16 protein-coding genes are annotated in these 19,868 nt (G+C 64.3%); 14 read left to right on the forward strand and 2 right to left on the reverse strand.

The window, feature by feature from the left end; translation table 11 throughout:
- Window positions 1-163: 163 nt before the first annotated feature.
- The 7 genes from RCH11_RS01040 (at window position 164) to RCH11_RS01070 (ending at window position 7,705) form a co-directional block, all read left to right on the forward strand.
- A complete protein-coding gene (locus tag RCH11_RS01040; protein ID WP_327055130.1) occupies window positions 164-1,300 on the forward strand; it encodes an acyl-CoA dehydrogenase family protein in 1,137 nt (378 codons plus the stop codon).
- Window positions 1,300-2,418, forward strand: a complete 1,119-nt coding sequence (locus RCH11_RS01045) for an enoyl-CoA hydratase/isomerase family protein (RefSeq protein WP_327055131.1) — start codon at window positions 1,300-1,302, stop codon at window positions 2,416-2,418. Before RCH11_RS01040 ends, RCH11_RS01045 begins: the two co-directional genes overlap by 1 nt.
- Window positions 2,415-3,314 (forward strand): 3-hydroxyisobutyrate dehydrogenase, encoded by a 900-nt coding sequence (gene mmsB, locus RCH11_RS01050; protein ID WP_327055132.1) that lies wholly within the window; start codon window positions 2,415-2,417, stop codon window positions 3,312-3,314. The genes RCH11_RS01045 and mmsB overlap by 4 nt, the downstream gene beginning before the upstream one ends.
- Window positions 3,311-4,087: an enoyl-CoA hydratase gene (locus tag RCH11_RS01055; protein ID WP_327055133.1), complete on the forward strand. Its 777-nt coding sequence runs from the start codon at window positions 3,311-3,313 to the stop codon at window positions 4,085-4,087. The genes mmsB and RCH11_RS01055 overlap by 4 nt, the downstream gene beginning before the upstream one ends.
- 62 nt (window positions 4,088-4,149) lie before the next feature.
- On the forward strand, window positions 4,150-5,658 hold the full coding sequence (locus RCH11_RS01060) for an aldehyde dehydrogenase family protein (RefSeq protein WP_327055134.1): 1,509 nt from the start codon (window positions 4,150-4,152) through the stop codon (window positions 5,656-5,658).
- Window positions 5,655-6,905: a CaiB/BaiF CoA transferase family protein gene (locus RCH11_RS01065; RefSeq protein ID WP_327055135.1), complete on the forward strand. Its 1,251-nt coding sequence runs from the start codon at window positions 5,655-5,657 to the stop codon at window positions 6,903-6,905. Before RCH11_RS01060 ends, RCH11_RS01065 begins: the two co-directional genes overlap by 4 nt.
- 2 nt (window positions 6,906-6,907) lie before the next feature.
- On the forward strand, window positions 6,908-7,705 hold the full coding sequence (locus RCH11_RS01070; protein ID WP_327055136.1) for an enoyl-CoA hydratase/isomerase family protein: 798 nt from the start codon (window positions 6,908-6,910) through the stop codon (window positions 7,703-7,705).
- On the opposite strand, the gene RCH11_RS01075 is transcribed toward RCH11_RS01070, so the two are convergent.
- Window positions 7,676-8,221: a MarR family winged helix-turn-helix transcriptional regulator gene (locus RCH11_RS01075; RefSeq protein ID WP_327055137.1), complete on the reverse strand. Its 546-nt coding sequence runs from the start codon at window positions 8,219-8,221 to the stop codon at window positions 7,676-7,678. The genes RCH11_RS01070 and RCH11_RS01075 overlap by 30 nt on opposite strands.
- A 278-nt stretch (window positions 8,222-8,499) precedes the next feature.
- On the opposite strand from RCH11_RS01075, the gene RCH11_RS01080 reads away from it, so the two are divergent.
- From RCH11_RS01080 to RCH11_RS01105, 6 genes are all read left to right on the forward strand, one after another.
- Window positions 8,500-9,678, forward strand: a complete 1,179-nt coding sequence (locus RCH11_RS01080) for a LolA family protein (RefSeq protein WP_327055138.1) — start codon at window positions 8,500-8,502, stop codon at window positions 9,676-9,678.
- On the forward strand, window positions 9,675-10,637 hold the full coding sequence (locus RCH11_RS01085) for an ABC transporter ATP-binding protein (RefSeq protein WP_327055139.1): 963 nt from the start codon (window positions 9,675-9,677) through the stop codon (window positions 10,635-10,637). The genes RCH11_RS01080 and RCH11_RS01085 overlap by 4 nt, the downstream gene beginning before the upstream one ends.
- A complete protein-coding gene (locus tag RCH11_RS01090; protein WP_327055140.1) occupies window positions 10,624-11,490 on the forward strand; it encodes an ABC transporter permease in 867 nt (288 codons plus the stop codon). Before RCH11_RS01085 ends, RCH11_RS01090 begins: the two co-directional genes overlap by 14 nt.
- Before the next feature lie 100 nt (window positions 11,491-11,590).
- Window positions 11,591-12,412: a heliorhodopsin HeR gene (gene heR / locus RCH11_RS01095; protein ID WP_327055141.1), complete on the forward strand. Its 822-nt coding sequence runs from the start codon at window positions 11,591-11,593 to the stop codon at window positions 12,410-12,412.
- A complete protein-coding gene (locus RCH11_RS01100) occupies window positions 12,399-12,995 on the forward strand; it encodes a cation transporter (protein WP_327055142.1) in 597 nt (198 codons plus the stop codon). Before heR ends, RCH11_RS01100 begins: the two co-directional genes overlap by 14 nt.
- A 5-nt stretch (window positions 12,996-13,000) precedes the next feature.
- Window positions 13,001-15,466 carry a CDP-glycerol glycerophosphotransferase family protein gene (locus RCH11_RS01105; RefSeq protein WP_327055384.1) on the forward strand — a complete coding sequence of 822 codons (2,466 nt, stop codon included), beginning with the start codon at window positions 13,001-13,003 and terminating at the stop codon, window positions 15,464-15,466.
- Here RCH11_RS01105 and RCH11_RS01110 read toward each other — a convergent pair.
- Window positions 15,453-17,033 carry a glycosyltransferase family 39 protein gene (locus RCH11_RS01110; RefSeq protein WP_327055143.1) on the reverse strand — a complete coding sequence of 527 codons (1,581 nt, stop codon included), beginning with the start codon at window positions 17,031-17,033 and terminating at the stop codon, window positions 15,453-15,455. The genes RCH11_RS01105 and RCH11_RS01110 overlap by 14 nt on opposite strands.
- A 287-nt stretch (window positions 17,034-17,320) precedes the next feature.
- On the opposite strand from RCH11_RS01110, the gene RCH11_RS01115 reads away from it, so the two are divergent.
- Window positions 17,321-19,849 (forward strand): glycosyltransferase, encoded by a 2,529-nt coding sequence (locus RCH11_RS01115; protein WP_327055144.1) that lies wholly within the window; start codon window positions 17,321-17,323, stop codon window positions 19,847-19,849.
- Window positions 19,850-19,868: the final 19 nt, after the last annotated feature.

Here is a 19,868-nt window from a genome sequence, read left to right on the forward strand (position 1 = left end):
CGAAATCTTTGGTCATCGGGACTGGCCGAAGTGGGCATCGGCCTGTACGCACCGGTAATTTACTGGCGATTACTTGGATGTCCTAGTAAATTCATTATGACGCACAGGACCTGCAAAGAACACTGGCGTTAAGGATCAGGATGAGCAAGGGCAAAGGCGGCCGATGTACGGAGTATCCGAAGACCAGAAGGCGATTGTGCAGATGGTGCGCCAATTCGCGACCGAATCGCTCGCTCCCCATGCGGCGGAATGGGACGAGACGCACTACTTTCCAGTGGAGGTATTGCGCCAGGCCGGTGAGCTCGGCATGGGCGGTATCTACGCCCGTGAGCAGTTCGGTGGGTCGGGTCTGACCCGCGCCGACTCCGTGCTCATCTTCGAGGAACTGGCCAAGGGCGACACGACAATCGCCGCCTACATCTCGATCCACAACATGGTCACCTGGATGATCGACAGTTTCGGCGACGACACCCAGCGTGCCGAATGGGTGCCGCAGCTCTCAACCATGGAGGCCCTCGGCAGTTATTGCCTGACCGAACCCGGAGCGGGATCGGATGCTGCGGCACTGAGCACGCGGGCTGTGCGAGTGGGCGACGACTACGTCATCGACGGCGTAAAGCAGTTCATCTCGGGCGCCGGTTCTTCAGCTTTTTACATCGTGATGGCACGCACCGCCGATACCGGGAGCCACGGCATCAGTGCCATCGTCGTGCCAACGGGCACGCCCGGGCTCAGCTTCGGGCCGCTCGAGAAGAAAATGGGCTGGCATGCGCAACCGACGCGCCAGGTCGTCTTCGACGGGGTTCGGGTACCGGCCGACAACCTGCTCGGAGCGGAGGGTGACGGTTTCGGTATCGCGATGAGCGGGCTGAACGGCGGACGGATCAACATGGGAGCCTGCTCGCTCGGCGGTGGCCAGTCCGCGCTCGACAAGACCGTTTCCTATCTCAAGCAGCGCACTGCCTTTGGCGGCCCGCTGATCAACCAGCAGGCACTGCTCTTTCAACTCGCCGACATGGACACCGAGCTCGAGACCGCCCGTACCCTGCTCGCCCGTGCCGCCGATGCCCTCGACCGGGGCGATGCCGACCTGGTGCGCCTGTGCGCGATGGCGAAGCGCGTTGCGACCGATGCGGGCTTCACTGTCGCGAATGCGGCCATCCAGTTGCACGGCGGCTACGGCTATCTAACGGAGTATGGACTGGAACGCATCGTCCGAGACCTGCGCGTGCACCAGATTCTCGAAGGGACCAACGAGATCATGCGACTCATCATCGGCCGAAGCCTGGCGGAAGCCTGATGGTCGAGAGTCCGATGGTCGAGAGCCCGATGGGCGAGAGCGGCGACGTGCTGGTGTATCGACGCGGTCATCTCGGCCACCTCGTGCTCAACCGCCCGAAGTCCATCAATGCCCTCACCCACTCGATGGTGATCACGATCGCGGCCGCTCTCGAGAAGTGGGAGTCCGACGACTCCGTAGCGACCGTGCTCATCTCCGGCGCCGGTGACCGCGGCCTCTGTGCCGGGGGGGACATCATCGCGATTTACACCGATGCCATCGGCACCGATGAGAAGGTCGGCGGCGCGGCATCCGCGTCATTCTGGGCGGATGAATACGCGCTCAATGCACACATCGCCCGCTATTCGAAGCCCTACGTCGCCTTCATGGACGGCGTTGTTCTCGGTGGTGGGGTCGGGGTGTCCGCGCACGGGTCCTTTCGCGTCGTGACCGAACGAACCAGGCTCGGGATGCCCGAGACCGGTATCGGGTTCGTGCCGGATGTCGGCGGAACCTTTCTGCTGTCCCGCGCTCCCGGCGAACTCGGCACTCACCTCGCCCTCACCGCGGGATCGGTCACCGGCGCCGATGCAATCGCTCTCGGCCTGGCCGATCACTTCGTGACAAGCGACCGGCTCGCCGACCTGGCCGTCGCGCTCGAGACTCGTTCGGCGGCGGATGCAATTGCGGAAGTGGCAACCGCCCCTCCCGCATCCGTCCTCCTGCAACAGAGGCAATGGATCGACGAATGCTATGCCTCGAACGACGCACGGGAGATCGTCGCGCGTCTCGAATCCTCGCCGCATGCTGACGCACAGCGTGCTGCGCTGTCCATCCTCACCAAGTCGCCGACAGCGGTGAGTGTCGCCCTCGAGTCCCTTCGCCGGGCGCGGGCACTCGACACCCTCGAAGAGGTGCTCGACCAGGAATTCCGCTTGTCTCTGCGGTTCACGCAGGGGACCGAGCTCGTGGAGGGAGTGCGGGCGCAGGTGATCGACAAGGATCGCGCCCCGCGCTGGTCGCCTCCTACCCTCGGTGACGTGCGGCGGCCAGACATCGAGGCCTATTTCGAGAGCCTCGGAGATCGTGAACTCCGCCTGTCACCGATGGCAGGCGCCAGGGACAGGAGAATCGAATGACCAGAATCGCTTTCCTCGGGCTCGGCAACATGGGCGCACCGATGGCCGCCAATCTTGTGAAGGCTGGCCACACCGTCGTCGGGTTCGACCCAGTGCCCGCTGCCCTCGACCACGCCAGGGACAGCGGGGTGATCATCGCGGCTGAGGCTGTCGGGGCTGTCACGGACGTCGAGATTGTGATCACCATGTTTCCCAGCGGAAAGCACGTGATCGATGCCTTCAGAGAAGGACTGTTGGCCGCAGCGACTCCCGGCACCCTGTTCATCGATTCCTCCACGATCGACGTCGACGACGCCCGCACCGCGCGCTCCCTTGCCGTTACTGCCGGGCATCGGGGAATGGATGCCCCGGTCTCGGGTGGTGTCGGAGGGGCGACCGCCGGCACTCTCACCTTCATGGTCGGCGCCGACGAGGCGGACTTCGCCGTCGCCGAGCCGATCCTTTCCGTGATGGGCGGCCGGATCGTGCACTGCGGCGACTCGGGAGCCGGCCAGGCCGCGAAGATCTGCAACAACCTGATCCTCGGTATCTCGATGATCGCCGTGAGTGAGGCATTCGTGCTCGGGGAGAAGCTCGGCCTGTCGAACCAGGCGCTCTTCGATGTCGCATCCACGGCATCCGGCCAGTGCTGGGCACTCACCACCAACTGCCCGGTGCCGGGACCGGTGCCCGCGAGCCCGGCCAATCGCGACTACCAGCCCGGCTTCGCTGGCGCCCTCATGGCAAAAGACCTCGGGCTCGCGCTCGGAGCCCTCGAGGCGACCGGTACCGCCGCCGAGCTCGGGCCCCTCGCGGCATCCATCTATCGACGGTTCGCGGATGAGGGCGGGGCCGGTCTCGACTTCTCGGCCATTATTAATACCATCCGCAATAATTCGGGAGGCGCGGCGGCATGACCGACTACCAGAACATCCTGCTCGAACGGCGGGGACGCGTCGGGCTCATCACGCTCAACCGGCCAGAGGCGCTCAACGCGCTGAACCTGGCCCTGATGACCGACGTGGTGACGGCCGCGACCGAGCTCGATGCCGATACCGGCATCGGAGCGATCGTGCTCACCGGATCGGCTCGTGCTTTCGCCGCCGGGGCGGACATCAAGGAGATGTCCACCCAGACCTACATGGATATGTACCTCGCCGACTGGTTCTCTGGCTGGGATCGGCTCGCCGCGGTGCGCACCCCGCTCATCGCCGCGGTCTCCGGTCACGCCCTCGGCGGCGGGTGCGAGCTCGCCATGCTGTGCGATTTCATCATCGCCGCCGACACCGCGAAGTTTGGCCAGCCGGAGATCAAGCTGGGAGTGATCCCCGGCATTGGTGGCTCCCAACGACTCACCCGCGCGGTCGGCAAGGCCAAGGCCATGGAACTGATCCTGACGGGGCGCACGATCGACGCGGGCGAAGCCGAACGCGCCGGTCTCGTCGCCAGGGTCGTGGCAGCCGACGACCTGCTCGAGAACGCCCTCGCCACCGCGACCACGATCGCCGGGATGTCCCTCCCGGTCGCAATGCTCGCCAAGGAGGCGGTGAACGCGGCCTTCGAGACGACGCTGGATGCCGGCCTCCGTTTCGAGCGCCGGGTCTTCCACTCCATATTCGCCATCGACGACCAAAAGGAGGGGATGCGCGCCTTCATCGAGAAGCGCGCCCCGACTTTCACGAACCGATAGAGCTTCTCGATTCGCCAGACTTCTCGATCCGCCAGACTTCTCGATCCGATAGGAACCACCGCATGACTGACACCACACTCCTCGATGGCGCCGTAGACACCTACTCGACGACTCGCGGACCCGACCAACCCATGTGGATCGGAGGGCAGAAGGTGCACTCGACCACCGAGGAGTGGCGCGAGGTTGCCAACCCTGCCCATCGCGGCAGCGTGATCTGCCGGGTTCCGGCGGCGGGGGTGGAGGATGTCGACCGGGCGGTGGCTGCGGCCAGGGCAGCGTTCCCCGACTGGCGGGCACGACACTTCACCGAACGGGCGCGCGCTCTCGCCCGCATCGCCGACGAGATCGAGGCACGGGCGGAACACTTCGCTCGCCTGACGGCCCTTGACACCGGTAACGCGCTGCGCACCCAGGCTCGCCCGGAGGTGACGACCCTCGTCGCACTGTTCCGATATTTCTCTGGCATCGCCGGAGAAGTCAAAGGGACGACCCTGCCGGCCGGCGACAACCAGCTGCAGTACACCCGACTTGAGCCGCTTGGCGTGGTCGCCTGCATCCTGCCGTGGAACTCGCCTCTCATGATCGCCGGCTTCAAAGTGCCGGCCGCGCTCGCCGCGGGAAACACCGTGATCCTCAAGGCCGCGGATGACGCCCCGCTGACCATCCTGCTGCTCGCGGAGGTGTGCAACCGGCACCTCCCCGCTGGCGTAGTCAACGCGCTGACCGGTCGCGGAAGCCTCATCGGATCCGCGCTCGCGACGCATCCTGGAGTCGACAAGGTCTCCTTCACCGGCTCCACCGAGGTGGGCCGCGGCGTCGGCCGCCAGGCGGGAGAACGTCTGGCCCACGTCTCGCTCGAACTCGGCGGCAAGAACCCCTCGATCGTCTTTCCGGATGCCGTCGACGACGACCTCATCGACGGATTGCTTCTCGCTTCGCGCTTCACTCGCCAGGGACAGAGCTGCACGGCTGGATCGCGCCTCTTCCTGCACGCGGACATCTACGACGAGGTGCTCGATCGCCTGGTCGGCCGACTCGGCGCGCTGAGGGTCGGTGATCCGCTCGACGAGAGCTCCGATATGGGAGCGATCATCAACGGCAAACAGCACGCTTCGATCGACGACTATCTGGCGGACGGCCGCTCAAACCCTGCCATGACCGTCGCTCTCGGTGGTTCCGCGCCGACTGAGGGCGCGCTCACGGAGGGGTTTTATCACCTGCCTACTGTCTTCGCGGGCGCGCGCAACGACTTCCGTCTCGCGCAGGAGGAGATCTTCGGGCCGGTACTCGTCGCCATTCCGTGGCGAGAGGTGGACGAAGTGGTGCAGATGGCCAATGACTCCAATTACGGGCTGGCCGCCTTCGTGTGGAGCCACGACCTCGACGCGGCGCTCAACACAGCCCACCGGGTCGACGCCGGCTGGATCCAGGTGAATCAGGGCGGTGGCCAGGTGGTCGGCCAGTCCTACGGTGGCTACAAGCAGAGCGGGATCGGTCGAGAGGTATCGCTCGAAGGCATGCTCGCCGGCTTCACCCAGACCAAGCAGATCAACATCAAGCTGCGCTCATGACCGAGGCCGTGACGGGGGATGCTGGGACGGAGGAGGCCGGGACGGCGGAACCCGCCCCGCTGAACGGCATCGTCGTCCTCGACCTCACGCGCGCGCTCGCCGGCCCCTACGCGACGGCGCTGCTCGCCGACCTCGGCGCGACCATCACCAAGGTGGAGAGCGTGAAAGGCGGCGACTCGACCCGCGGCTGGCCCCCGTTTGAAAACGACCACAGCCTGTACTTCGACTCCGTCAATCGCGGTAAGTCGTCGATCGCGCTCGACTTCTACGCTCCGGAGGGCCGGGCATTACTTCGACGACTGGCGCTCGCCGCCGACGTTGTCGTCGAGAACTTCCGCCCGGGGGTGATGACGGACATCGGGCTGGATCCCGATGAGCTTCGCGCCGAAAAGCCCGCTTTGATCGTCGCCTCCGTGAGCGGATTCGGCAGCACCGGTCCGCTCAGCCAGACGGCCGGCCTCGACCAGGTGGCGCAGGGGATGTCGGGTGTCATGTCGGTCACGGGCGAGGACGCAGACACGATGTATCGGGTGGGCATCCCCATCATCGATATCTTCGCCGGTGTTTTCACCGCGGTCGGAATCGCTGCGGCACTCGTGGGACGGGAGCGCACCGGGCATGGTCTCTCGGTCTCGACATCGCTGCTCGAGGCAGCCTTGGCCATCTCGGTATTCCAGGGGCAGCGTTACCTCAGCCTGGGGGAGATCCCCACGCCGCAGGGCAACAACCATCCCGTGCTCGCACCCTACGGGGTCTTCGAGACCGCGGACATCCCGATCATCATCGCGGTCGGGAACGACAAGCACTGGCGCGACCTGTGCGCTCTCGTCGGAGACCCGGCGCTCGCCGACGAGCCGGATTTCGCGACCGGAAAGTCCCGCACCGCTCATCGGCCGGCTCTCGCGGCAAGGCTCGAAGTGGCCCTTGCCGCCCGGTCGGGCATCGAATGGGTCGAAGCCCTGAGGCGGGCGCGCATCCCCGCCGGGCCCATCTACAACTATGCCCAGGCATTTGCCGACCCGCAGGTGCAACACCTTGACATGGTCAAGCACGTCACGCGTACCGATGGCACGGACCTGCCACTGCTTCGGGGGCCGATCTCCCTCGACGGGGTTGCGCCGCGCATCCGCAAGGCCCCACCGTCACTCGGGGAGGATACCCGGGCTGTGCTCTCCGAACTTGGACTCAGCGAGCACCAGGTTGCCGGACTGGTGGCGGCCGGGATCGTCGCCGTGTCTGAGGGCTGATCGTGGCGGGCATCGCAGTCGAGACGAGAGGCACAATCGCGACTCTCACGATCGAGAACGTCGGAAAGCGAAACTCCGTGACCGCGAAGATGTGGCACCGGCTGCCCGAGGCGCTCTCCGAGCTCGCCTCCGATCCGAGTGTGAAGGTCTTGGTGGTGCGCGGCGCCGGCGCAGACTTCTCCTCTGGTGCGGACATCCGCGATCTCGCACGCATCCTCCACGCGCCGGGCATGCCGGACGGCGGACTCGTGACCGTGGCCGAGAACGCGCTCGCCGAATTCACCAAACCCACCGTCGCGGCAATCGACGGCTTCTGCGTCGGGGGAGGCTGGCAGATCGCGGCCGCCTGTGACGTCCGCATCGCGTCCGACCGCGCGACATTTGGCATCACGCCCGCGCGCATCGGCATCATCTACCCACTGTCCGGCATCCAGCGCCTGGTGAGTATCGTCGGTCCGGCGACCGCGAAATACCTGCTGTTCAGTGGCGAGCTCATCAGCAGCGGGCAGGCCGTCTCGCTCGGGATGCTCTCGCAGGTGCATCCCGCGCCTGGGCTGTGGGCAGCTGTCGATTCGTTCGCCGGGATGCTCGCCAGCCGCTCCCAGCTTTCGATCCAGGCGATGAAGCAGCTGGTCCACGCGTTCGCGGCGGGAGAGGATGCCGCCGCGATCGGCGATGCCTGGCAGGGCGAGGCGGCGGCAAGTGACGACGCAGAGATCGGGGCCGCAGCATTTCTCGCGCACGAAACGCCGTCATTCAGCTGGACGGGTTCAGGCTTCGTGAGACGACCGGTCGTCTGACGAGTCGTCACCGAAGTCACCGGCGTCGCGGCGGAATCTCCCGAGCATGCCGTTGAGTTCGACGAGTTCCGTCGCGCTGAAGCCGGGCTGTGAAAACACTACGGAGTTGAGTTCCCGTGTCGCAGCGAGCGCTCGTACTCGCCCCTCAGGAGTGATCTCAACCAGCGTGCCGCGTCCATCGGTGGGGTGAGCGACCCGGCGCACGAGACCCGCGCGCTCGAGACGATCCACCGCGTTGGTGACGCTGGTCGGATGCACCTGGAGGCGGGCGCTTGCCTTGACCATAGGCAGGGTCCCGGAGCGGGCGAAACTCAGGAGGGCGAGAAGCTCGAATCGGGCGAAGGTGAGGTCGAATCTCTTGAGCACCCCGTCGATGCGGGAGAGCAGAATTTGTTGGGTGCGCATGATGGAGGTGACCGCAGCCATGCCCTCCGAGGCATCCGTCCAGCCCCGTTCATCCCACTGTCGCTTCGCCTCGGCGATCGGATCACGGCGCAGGGGATCGGGTGCCCTCATCTCTGCCGCCGTTCCCTCGCGTTGCGTTAGGCCTTCATTCTCGTAGGGGAGCATATCGCGGGGTGAGGGCATGCCCGGTCTGAGCGGGATCGCATCGCCCAGATCAGGCTGAGCCGCACCAGGGTTCGCTGCAGCACGGTAAGCCGCATGATCTTCCGTGATCCGGTGTTCGGCAGCCGGCTCAGCATCCACTCAGCCACGGCCAATTGTCAGTTCCGCCGCTTAGCTTAGGGGCTGTACCACGCAAGGTTTTTACTCTGAGAAAAAGGTTGTCGACCGTGCCTCGCAATATCGTCAAATGGCTGCCAGCCATCGTCGTTCCCGTCGTCGTCGTCGCGGGCGTCATCGTGCTTCCGCTGCAGGCGGGAGCAGCCAGCCCCCTGCCCGACCGGTCGGCGAAGCAGGTGCTGCTGATGATCGCGAACAGCGCAGGCACTGACTTCTCCGGCACGGTGCAGTCGACCTCCGACCTCGGCCTTCCGGCGCTGAGCCTGAGCAGCGGTATGTCACAGTCAATGATCGATTCGATGTCAGCATCCGTACCAAAGGGTATGGAGGACTTTGTGCCGAAAGGCGCATCGAGTAGCGCCCTCACCACTGCGCTCGGACTCGTGAGTGGATCGCACACCGCGCGAGTGTTCGTCGACAGTTCGAAGGTGGCCGGTGATCCTCAAAAGGTGCGAATCCAGCTCGAAGACAAGCTGGCCGAGCGCAACCTGGTCAGCAATGGAACAGACGTCTGGGCCTACGATTTTCAAACCAACACCGCCACCCACGCAGCAGTCCCGGCTGATCTCTCCACCTCGGTGAAGTCAAAACTCAGCGGCATCAATGCCGCCGTCGGTGTCGACGTCTCCAACCCGTCCGAATTGGCGAGAGAGTTGCTCGATCGTGCGGACCCGAGCACCAAGGTCTCCGTCGGCACTAACCGCACCGTTGCCAGTCGAAGCGCATACTCGCTGGTTCTCACGCCGAAATCGTCGAGCACTCTGGTCGCGTCGGTGACGATCGATGTTGATTCTCAGACAGGCCTCCCGCTCGAGGTCACGGTCCTGGCGAAGGGTCAAAAGAGCCCAGCGGTACAGGTTGGCTTCAGCGATGTGGAATTCTCGACTCCCGATGCCAACGTCTTCACCTTCACCCCACCGGTCGGCGCCACCGTGGTCGAACAAAAATTGCCACAGGACACAGCTTCGGGCGAAAAGAAAACTTTGAGCTCGATGGTCGCCGACATCCCCACCGTCACGGGCACGGGTTGGGGTTCGATCGCGGAGTTTGCCGCGACATCCGTTCCGAAAGAGATTTCTGACAACGCTCTCCTGGCCCAGATCGCGACCAAGGTGTCGGGCGGCCGCGCCCTCTCGACCTCCCTTGTCAACGTCTTCATCGCCACGGACGGCCGGATGTTTGTCGGTTCGGTACCCCTGGCTCAGCTCCAAGCCGCCGCCGGCAAGTGACGGTCCCGGCTGCCGATTTCGCGATCGTGAGCGAGGGACTAACCAAACGATTCGGCCAGCAGACGGCTGTCAACTCAATTGATCTTGCGGTCCCGGGCGGATCCGTCTTCGGATTCCTCGGCCCAAACGGATCGGGCAAGACCACGAGCATACGCATGTTTCTCGGGCTGGTGCAGCCGACGAGCGGCACCGTTCGGGTGCTGGGGGAGCGCATGCCCGACAGGCTGCACACGGTACTTCCGCGTGTGGGGGCGCTGGTTGAGGGCCCCGCGTTTTATCCATACCTTTCCGGGATCGACAACCTACGACGTTACGACTCCGCCGATCGCTATGCCTCCTCCCGCAGCCGTTCCGCGCGGATCGACTCCGCCTTGGAGCGAGTGGGGCTGAGTAATGCCGCGCAGAAGAAGGTGCACGCCTACTCGCTCGGAATGAAGCAGCGCCTTGGCATCGCGAACGCCCTTTTGCGGCCGCGCGAGCTCCTCGTTCTCGATGAGCCGACCAATGGACTCGATCCCCAGGGAACCCGCGAGGTGCGCAGCCTTGTCGGGGCGCTGGCCGCGGAGGGCACCACGGTGTTCGTGTCGAGTCACCTTCTCAGTGAGGTGGCCCAGATGTGCACCCACGCCGCGGTGATGAGTGCCGGTAACATCGTCGCGCAGGGCACCCTCGCCGAGCTCCGCGGAGTCGACACTGCCCGCGTTCGGGTGCTGACCCCGGATGCGGATTCGGCGGTTGAGACGCTGCGCCACCTCGGCCTCGTGGCCGAGCGGTCGCACGTGGACGGCACCGCGACTTGGGTGCTTGCCCCTGTGCGTGACCAGGCGACGGAACCGGAAACAATCGCCTCCGCCCTTCAGTCGGCCGGGGTGCGGATCCGTGCATTCTCGGTGGAGGAACCCAGCCTCGAAGAACGGTTCGTCGCCCTGACCGGAGAAGGTTTCGATGTCGTCCAGTGAGAACGCTCGTATCGAAGTAATCCCAGATCGTCGCACCGCGGGCTGGGATCTGCTGTGGTCGGAACTGTCCGTGCTCTTCCGGCGAAGGCGCACCTGGGCGATGCTGGCAGCCGTCGCGCTGATCCCGATACTGCTCGCCATCGCGGTGCGCCTGTCGACCAGCACCCTTGCTGCGGGGGAGGGCCCACCCTTCCTCTCCCGCGTGACCCAAAACGGGCTGTTCGTCGGCTTCACCAGCATGGTCGTGGCGATCCCCCTCTTTCTGCCGCTCACCATCGGCGTGGTGGCCGGGGACACCATTGCGGGCGAGGCGGGCCAGGGCACCCTTCGTTACCTGCTCGTCGCGCCAGCCGGTCGTGTGCGACTGCTGCTGGTCAAATACGCGGGCGCAGCCGCGTTCTGCCTCGCTGCGGCTCTGATTCTCACGGTGGCCGGGCTTCTCATCGGCGCGGCTCTCTTCCCGGTCGGCCCGGTAACACTGCTGTCGGGCGATGTGATCAGCGTGCCGGAGGCTCTCCTTCGATCCCTCCTGGTCGCCGCCTACGTGTCGCTCTCCCTGCTGGGACTCTCCGCAATCGGCCTGTTCATCTCGACGCTCACCGACGTGCCGGTCGGAGCGATGGCCGCGACCGTCGTGGTATCCGTCGTCGCCCAGATTCTCGACATCCTTCCCCAACTCGCCTGGCTTCATCCCTGGCTGTTCAGCCACTACTGGCTAGGGTTCGCCGATCTTCTGCGGCAACCGCTCGACTGGACCTCCTTCGGTACGAATGCGGTGGTGCAGCTCTGCTACATAGTGATCTTCGGCGCCCTCGCCTACAGCCGATTCGCGACCAAGAACATCCAGTCGTAGGGATTTCGGCCGCCGCAGGCGAACTAAAATAGCGTCATGTTCGAACGGCCTGTCAACCCGCCCCTAGCGCGGTGCTGCTCGAATGCGCACCATCAGATCAATGGCGGATGACGGGGCGTTGATTGCGCCTGTCCTCGGTGATGGGGAGGATGTAACGGGCGCCGGCCTCCGCCGCCTGTCCGGCCTCGCCGGCATGCTGCTTCTCGTGCAGGCGGTCGTGCTCGGGATCATTCTCGCCACGGCTCGCTCGCGCGTGGTCCTGCCGATCACCCTCGGGTTGCCCGACGGCCGGGAGCGCATCGTGCTCTTCGCGGTCGACATCGGAGCTGGCGTGGCCGTGCTCGCCCTGCTGGTGGCGGTTTCGCGCCTGGTCGTTGTGATAGCGACCGTCTTCCCGCACTATTCCTCAGGCGTGTTCTCCAACCGGCATACAGCCCGGTGGATCGAATTTGTCTTCAGCTCGTCGATCACCCTCTTCCTCGTCGCCCAGTTGAACGGCATCAGCGATATCGGAGCTCTCGTGCTCAGCTACGCAATCACCAGCGGAATGACGCTGTTCAGTGTGCTCCAGGAGCGAGCTGTCCGGTCGGCGAGCGAGCGGATGCTTCCGCTCTGGTTCGGCGCGGCGATCGGCATCGTGCCGTGGGGAGTGATCGCATTCCACCAGGTGTCTGCACTCGTGCTCGGGCAACCACCCTCCGCTCTCGTCCGTGTCATCACCCTGACGATGCTTGCCTTTGCGTTCGCATTCTTCGTCAGTCATTGGCGAGATCAGCGACGTCGAGATCAGCGACGAAGTGATTCGCTACCGTCAGCGCTGGCCGGAGAACGCGCCCACATCCTGCTCAGCCTCGCGAGCACATCGGTTTTCGTTTGGCTGGTAGCGTTCGGCGTGCTCGGGGTGGGCAATGTCCGCCTCTGAGGATCGCGTCGGCACCCTTCGCCGTCGAGGGTTCATCCTGGAGTTCGCCACCCTGGGCTGGAACGTCGTGGGGGTCGGCGTTCTCGCTGTGCTTGCCCTGAGCGCGTCATCCGTCGCACTCGCCGGATTCGGGCTGGACAGCCTGATCGAGATCGGAGCGAGCGTCGTCGTGATCTGGGAATTGTCGGGGTCCGGCGCAGAGCGCCAGCATCGTGCTCTCCGCTTGATCGGTGTGGCTTTTGTGGCCCTCGCCCTTTACCTGTTCGTGCAGTCGAGCGTTGCCCTGGTCACCCAGCATCACGCTCACCCCGGCGTCGGGGCAATCGCCTGGACGGCCCTCACGGCTCTGGTGATGTTCGCGCTGGCGGGGGGAAAACATCGCACCGGCCGTGGGCTCGGCAATCCGGTGCTGGCGATGGAAGCGCGGGTGACTTTCATCGACGGGATGCTGGCTGTCGCGGTGCTCGTGGCCGTGCTGGTCGATGCTTACCTCGGATGGTGGTGGGCGGACGCGCTGGCGGGCTACCTGATCGTCTTCTACGCTGCGCGGGAGGCTCGGCAGATCTTTATAGTGAATAGGTGATCAGGATGTCGGCGGTGCCAGGATTCTCCGCCGTCCGGCGTCGCAGTGCCAACCTGACTCAACGTGTGCTCCAGGCCGTGAAGACGGAGGTCTACGCGTTCTGGCGACGCCGGGCCGTTCGCCCCAGGATGGTGCTGTACGAGTCCTTCGCCGGTAATGGCATGCTCTGTAATCCGGAGGCGATCTTCCGGGCGCTGCTCGACGAACCGGAGTTCGCTGGATTCACCCACGTCTGGGTCCTGGCGAGCAAGCGGGAGAATCCGGCCGCCGTGCGCGAATTCGCAAGGTCGCGCTCAGTGCGGTTCGTGCGACCCGGATCCTTCGCCTACTTCCGGGCGCTCGCCATTGCCGGCTTTCTGGTCAACAACGCCACGTTTCCGCCCGAGTTCGGCAAGCGGTCGGGCCAGAAGTACTTGAACACCTGGCATGGCACCCCGCTCAAGCGCATGGGATACGACATCGACGCCTCGGCGACCCGCGTCACCAATGTGATCCGCAACTTTCTCTCGGCGGACTTCCTGCTTTCGACGAGCCCCTTCATGACCGAGCACCTGTATGAGAAGGCCCACCTGTTGGGCCAGATCTACCGGGGCCTGGTCATTGAGGAGGGCTATCCGCGAGTCGACCGCCAGTTGCTGGATGAGACGGGCGTCGCTGCTACCCGCGCGAGACTGATGAACGGGAGTGTCGCAATCGGCGACAGGCGGGTCATTCTTTACGCGCCCACGTGGAAGGGAACTTCGTTCTCCCTCCCGGAGGACGACATCAGCGAACTGGTCGCCCGGATCGAGCTCCTCGAATCCCTGATCGATACGACGAAGTACGTGGTGCTGTTGAAGACGCACCAGGTGGTCCATCGCTTCGTCTCGAATATTCCCGGTCTAGCGGGGCGGCTGATCCCGAATGAGATCCCCTCGAATGTCATCCTCGGTATCACCGATGTGCTGGTCACCGACTATTCGAGTATCTTCTTCGACTTCCTCGCCACGGGCCGCCCCATCTTCTTCCTCACTCCGGACCTCGCCGACTATGCCGGGTATCGGGGCCTGTACATTGCGCCGGCCGAATGGCCGGGCCCGGTGGTCGAAACGGTGGAGAAGCTCGCTGACGCGGTGAACGAGTTCGATCGGGCGGGCGTCGATAGCCGCGTCGCCGCGAATTACCGGGCAATGCAGGCGAAGTTCGTCGCGCGGGACGACGGACACGCGACGCAACGGATCGTCGACATCGTGTTTCGCGGAAACACCGCCGGCTATGCGGTCACGCCGATCGCCCATGACGGGCGCCGCACGATGCTCATCCACGCCGGCGGAATGAGACCGAACGCGGTGACTTCCGCACTGCTCGCCCTCCTCGACCGCATCGACCACAGTCGATTTGATGTCTCGATCGTCTTCCCGCCGACGCGCGCGCGATCGGCGCGGGACCAGCAGCGACTACTGAGTCCGCGGGTACGCCAGTTCGCCAGGGTCGGTGGGATGAACGGTTCGAAACTGTCGCTTGCCCGACTACGCTCGACCCGATTCGCTGGCCAGGGATCGGTGGCGCGTTCGGCTGTCGAGACGGGACTCTGGAGGGATGAATGGGACCGATGCTTCGGCTTGACCACCTTCGACTTCGCACTGGACTTTGCTGGCACCAGCTCGTTCTGGGCGTCACTGATGCTGCGGAGCCCCGGTTCCGAACGCTCGATCTGGCTGCGAAGTGACCTGGCCTACCGCGCAGACGAGCTCGCGAAGATCCGCCCCCTGTATGACGCCTACGATCACCTGGTCTCGCACTCGCCGGCGGTGCGTGGGAGCTCACAGCGGGTGTGTTCGGCGGCATCCCTCATCGGAGGCAGGCGGATTTTGGCGGATGCCGCACTGCCAATCCCCTTCGGTGATGACCTCTCGCCCACATCGAACTCGCCGGTGTCCGACTCGCCAACACCGGCCTGGCTGGCCGAAACCGGCTCAGCGGGAGACGTCAGGATCTTCGCCTCCCTCGGTCGCCTGTCGGTCGAGAACGACCCGTCCCGACTTTTGCGCGCGTTCGCCCTGGTTCACGCTGTCGCCCCGGAGTCGCGACTCCTGGTGATCGGCAATGGTCCGTTGGCCCCGAGCCTGGCGTCGGAGGTCGTCGCTCTCGGGCTCTCCGGGGCCGTCTGGCTCGCCGGCTATCGCGCAAATCCCTTCTCGCTTCTCCGGCATTCGCACTGTTTCGTCTTCACCGGGTACACCCGAGATCCCCGGGTGGTCCTGGAGGCTCGCGTTCTCGGGCTTCCGATTGTCACCGTTGCCGGCGGAGACGACGGCCGAAAGCCGTCGAGCGGCGTGCTCGAAGTCGCGGCGGATGATCGAGCCGTCGCTGACGGTATGGTCGAGTTTCTCGAAGGCGAGCTCGGTGCATCCTCACTCGACTGGGCCGCACGCGACGAAGTCTCGCTCAGCGAGTTCTATCGGGCGGTCGGGGCGGTCACCGACGCGTGAGCTTGAGCACCACACTGCTGTGCTGGGGGTACTCGGCAACGATGACGAACCCCAACGACGACAGGATGGATCGGTCATAGGTACCGGCCTGAGTACCAGGCAGTCGATACTCGACCAACCACAGCGTCTTCATCGAGCCGATTCGCGCCGCGATGGCGGGCGAGGGATAGACGGAGTCATGCCAGTTGGTCGTGTCGTACCACGGAGCCTTCAGGGCGACATCCATCAGCCCGGTGAAGGCAGACGGATAGGTGCGCAAGGCCAGTCGAGGGGCGCGGGACGGTCGAGTGCCCTCGTCGAACAGGATTCCCTCGCCGGGTTCGGAGTTGGCCTTGATGGTGTCAGCGATCTGCGACCAATCGCTGTTGTTCTTGGCAAAGGGTGTGCGCTGGGCCAGATAGCTGATCGACGAGGATGCCACGACAAGCGCGAGCAGGGGGATCGCCACGATCTGCGGACGGACCCGGGCAAGGAGCCATCCGATCAGGAGCGCCGCGGCCGGGGCGGCAAACGACAGGTAGCGGGAGGAATAGACCGCGTGCACGGAGTTGACCGCGAGAAGGATGGCGGGAGGGCCGAGGAGCCAGGTCGCGGCCAGCGGTACCAGGGCCGGCCTCCTGGCGCGGGAATCTCGGAGTGCGCTGGGCTCGCCAGGGTCTCGGTGCGTGCGATAGACGCCGATTGCCCAGACGGCGATCGCCGTGATGATGAGAGTCCAGGCGACAAGGGCCATCAGGTCGTTACCAAACCACTGGGTCACCAGGAGAGTGTGGATGTTCGTATTGTCGCGGGTCGCCAAAAACGCGATCTGGCCACCTTCGTGAATACCGAATCCGATCACCGCACCGGCAAGCACAACGCTTCCGAGGGTGGCTCGTACCCATGACCTCAGGACGGCTCGCTGCCGGGTGCCGAGCACGATCACCGCATGCGCGACCACGATCAGCAGGCTGAACAGGAAGAGATAACCGCAGGCGGCAAGCCCGATGCAGTAGACAAGCCACAGCCGTCTTTTCGGCCGCTCGAGACTGACGATCTGCACCAAAAGGACGGTGAGCCAGACGACGCCGGCCGTGCACATCGCGTAACCGCGAGCCTCTTCTCCCATGTCAGTGATTCGGGGCAGGAACACGGCCACGATTCCCGAGATGACGCCCACGCGGTTTCCTGCGAGACGGGAGCCGAGCACGACGATCCCCGCCACCGCGACCCCGACGGCGATCGCACTCGGAAACCGTACGGAAAACGGGGATGCCCCGAAAGCCTGCACCCAGAAATGCAGGAACAGGTAATAGGTGCCGTGCACCGCGTCCACACTGCCAAGCATCCGAAAGAGTGAGGGAAGTGATCGCTGTGCCGAAAGCACGCTTGCCGCTTCGTCGCCCCACAGCGACGGAATCCACGATCCGGCCGCGGAGACCGCGGTGGCCAATACGCCGAGGAGTAGCGTCACCAGAGACGAGACGGAAAGGTGTCGGCACGCAAATCCGACGACTGCGTACGGTCCGCGGGCGTTGAGCGCAGGCTGCCCAGACACGGGGTCGCTTTCGTCGTGATTCACTGTCACTTTCGGGGGAGTCTGCGCCCCCGCCCGGTTACTCCGCAACGACGCCCCTCACGCGGGCCACAGCGATGAACAGGCCGCCGATACTTCCAGCAAGTAGCCTCGACATGGTCGGCCTCCCTCGACTAAATAATCACCCCTTGCCCACCGGTAGAGGCGCTTTCCCAGATACCTCCAAGGCGGATGCCTGCCGTGTCGGGGATGGTCCTGGTTAAAGCTTAGAAGCGTTCGAGGGTTGCGAATCACCCTGAGATAATCGTTTGTATGGCTGGTGTGAGGGAGAAAACGCGATGAAACGAGTGTTCCGTCGTGTGGTGAAGCTGTTCAGGCAAGTCGGAGTCGCTGGCCGCGCCGAACTCCAGGCCTTCGCCCGTCGGGGAAAACTTCGCCGGCGCACAGTACTCTACGAATCCTTCGCCGGTAATGGCGTGTTGTGTAACCCCGAGGCAATCTTCCGCGAAGTTCTTCGATCGTCTGACCTGGCTGAGTTGCGCCACATCTGGGCGCTGAACAGTCTGTCCGAGCATACGGAGGTGCAGCAGGAGTTCGCCGAAAATCCTCGAGTGCGCTTTGTGAGGCGACGATCCCTTGCATACTTTCGCGCCCTGGCGACCAGCAAATACCTGGTTAACAATGCGACATTTCCGGCCGAGTTCAGCAAGCGGTCCGGCCAGATCTACCTCAATACCTGGCACGGCACTCCGCTGAAGCGAATGGGCTACGACATGCCGAACGGAGCCCTCGACTCCGCGAACACACTGCGCAACTTCGTCGCCGCAGACTTTCTGCTCTCCCAGAACTCCTTCATGACAGAGCAAATGTACGAGAAGGCGTACAAACTGCGCGGTGTGTTTCGCGGACTGGTGATCGAAGAGGGGTACCCCCGGGTCGACCGGCAGTTTCTCAACGAGCGGGAGGCGGCTGAGGCGCGGTCGCGACTGGCGGACGACGGAATCGACCTCGGCAACCGCACCGTCATCCTGTTCGCGCCCACCTGGAAGGGCACTGATTTCAGCTCCCCCGCGGACGATGCCGGTGATCTCTTCGCGCAGGCACAGGCGCTCCAGAAAGAAGTCGGTGAGGGTTACCGTGTACTGCTCAAAACGCATCAGGTTGTGCACCGATTCGCGGCTGACCGACCCGAGTTGAGCAAGATTTTAGTCTCGAACGATATGCCGACCAATGTGATGCTCGGTCTCACCGACATCCTGGTGACCGACTATTCGTCGATCTTCTTCGACTTTCTGCCACTCGACCGACCCCTGGTCTTCTTCACTCCGGATGACATGGACTACTCCGCATCCCGGGGCCTGTATTTTCCCCTCGACGAGCTCCCCGGGCCGGTCGCTCACACAGTTTCCGAGGCGGGCGATGCGATCCGCTCGCTGAGCTCTGCCGACGGCGACGAGAGCTATCGCGCCGTGGCCTCGGCCTGGAAGGAGCGCTTCGCGCCGTATGACGATGGTGTCGCCGCACGCCGGATCGTCGACCTCGTCTTCCGCGGTCTCACCCTGAACGCTCGAACGAAGTCCCTTGCGGAGGATTTCCGAACCTCGATGCTGCTGAGCTTGGGCGGAATGCGCTCCAATGGCATCACGAACTCAGCGCTCAACCTGCTCGGCGCGATCGATCACAGCTTCTATGACGTCTCCGTCGTTTTCAACCGTCCTCGTCGCGCCCAGCAACTGTCAAACCAACAGCGGATACCAGTCGAGGTGCGACAGTTTCTTCGGGTCGGTGGTATGAATGGCAGCAAATTCACGCATGTGTTTCGTCGACTTCAAGAGCGTTACCCCGCGCTCCGGAGACGGCCAGAGACGATGAACGAGCAACGGATGTGGCGCAGCGAGTGGGCGCGCTGTTTCGGCGACTCGAAATTCGAGTCAGTCGTTGAATTCAGTGGATACACCGCTTTCTGGGCATCGCTTCTTCTTCATTCCCCTGGCGGGTTTCGCTCCATTTGGCTGCACAATGACCTGGCACTGGAGAAGAGCCGGTTCGTCGGAAGTCGCCGCCGGATGAAGCGCTCCCTTCCCGCGGTATTCAGCCTGTATCGGGATTTCGATTCGTTGGTTTCCGTGTCGGCGAGCCTCGCCCGGATCAACCGTGAAGCGCTCGGCCCGCCATACGGACTCCGCCAGGAATGTTTCGTCTTCGCCCGCAACCTTGTGGACGAATCGCATGTGCGAAACGGACTCGCGAGCCCGTTATCGTCGGTCGTGAACTATCACAACGAAGACGAGACACCGGAGCAGGATGACCGCCGCTGGATCGACGAACTGCAGCGGGTGGACTCGGTGTGGTTCACAACTGTCGGACGGTTCTCTCCGGAGAAAAACCAGGCTCGACTCATCCGCGCCTTCGCCGAGGTCTATCGAGAACACCCTGTGGTCCGATTGATGATCATCGGCCATGGCCCTCTTCGCGGCGAACTTCAGGCGTTGATCGACACACTTGGCCTGTCACTCGTCGCGTTCGTCGTTGGTCCCTTCCCGAATCCCTTCCCTGTGCTCGCAGCGTCCGACTGTTTTGTGCTCTCCAGTAACTACGAGGGTCAACCGATGGTGCTCCTCGAAGCCGCGCTCGCCGGTATGCCCATCGTTTCGGTAGAGTTCGACTCCGTTCACGATGCGCTCCCCGATTCGGCGATTCGGATTGTGCCGCAGAGCGATAAGGGGCTCGCGGAAGGGATGCGTGCATTCCTTCGGGAAGAGGTGCGGCCCTCGTTCCTGGACGGGGTTGCCTACAACCGAGCCGCTGTGGTCGAGTTCTACGCGGTCACCGGCACGCAGCGTGTGCGAGATAAGCGGTCGATCTGACAGTGGCGGCCGACTGCGA

Source organism: Glaciihabitans sp. GrIS 2.15, assembly GCF_035984695.1.
In the GTDB taxonomy this organism is placed as follows: domain Bacteria; phylum Actinomycetota; class Actinomycetes; order Actinomycetales; family Microbacteriaceae; genus Lacisediminihabitans.

Excerpts from the sequence above, each read along its gene's own strand:
- RCH11_RS01040 (WP_327055130.1), top strand. The coding sequence starts at position 164 with ATGTACGGAGTATCCGAAGACCAGAAGGCGATTGTGCAGATGGTGCGC.
- RCH11_RS01045 (WP_327055131.1), top strand. The coding sequence starts at position 1,300 with ATGGTCGAGAGTCCGATGGTCGAGAGCCCGATGGGCGAGAGCGGCGAC.
- mmsB (WP_327055132.1), top strand. The coding sequence starts at position 2,415 with ATGACCAGAATCGCTTTCCTCGGGCTCGGCAACATGGGCGCACCGATG.
- RCH11_RS01055 (WP_327055133.1), top strand. The coding sequence starts at position 3,311 with ATGACCGACTACCAGAACATCCTGCTCGAACGGCGGGGACGCGTCGGG.
- RCH11_RS01060 (WP_327055134.1), top strand. The coding sequence starts at position 4,150 with ATGACTGACACCACACTCCTCGATGGCGCCGTAGACACCTACTCGACG.
- RCH11_RS01065 (WP_327055135.1), top strand. The coding sequence starts at position 5,655 with ATGACCGAGGCCGTGACGGGGGATGCTGGGACGGAGGAGGCCGGGACG.
- RCH11_RS01075 (WP_327055137.1), bottom strand. The coding sequence starts at position 8,221 with ATGAGGGCACCCGATCCCCTGCGCCGTGATCCGATCGCCGAGGCGAAG.
- RCH11_RS01090 (WP_327055140.1), top strand. The coding sequence starts at position 10,624 with ATGTCGTCCAGTGAGAACGCTCGTATCGAAGTAATCCCAGATCGTCGC.
- heR (WP_327055141.1), top strand. The coding sequence starts at position 11,591 with ATGGCGGATGACGGGGCGTTGATTGCGCCTGTCCTCGGTGATGGGGAG.
- RCH11_RS01100 (WP_327055142.1), top strand. The coding sequence starts at position 12,399 with ATGTCCGCCTCTGAGGATCGCGTCGGCACCCTTCGCCGTCGAGGGTTC.
- RCH11_RS01105 (WP_327055384.1), top strand. The coding sequence starts at position 13,001 with ATGTCGGCGGTGCCAGGATTCTCCGCCGTCCGGCGTCGCAGTGCCAAC.
- RCH11_RS01115 (WP_327055144.1), top strand. The coding sequence starts at position 17,321 with ATGAAACGAGTGTTCCGTCGTGTGGTGAAGCTGTTCAGGCAAGTCGGA.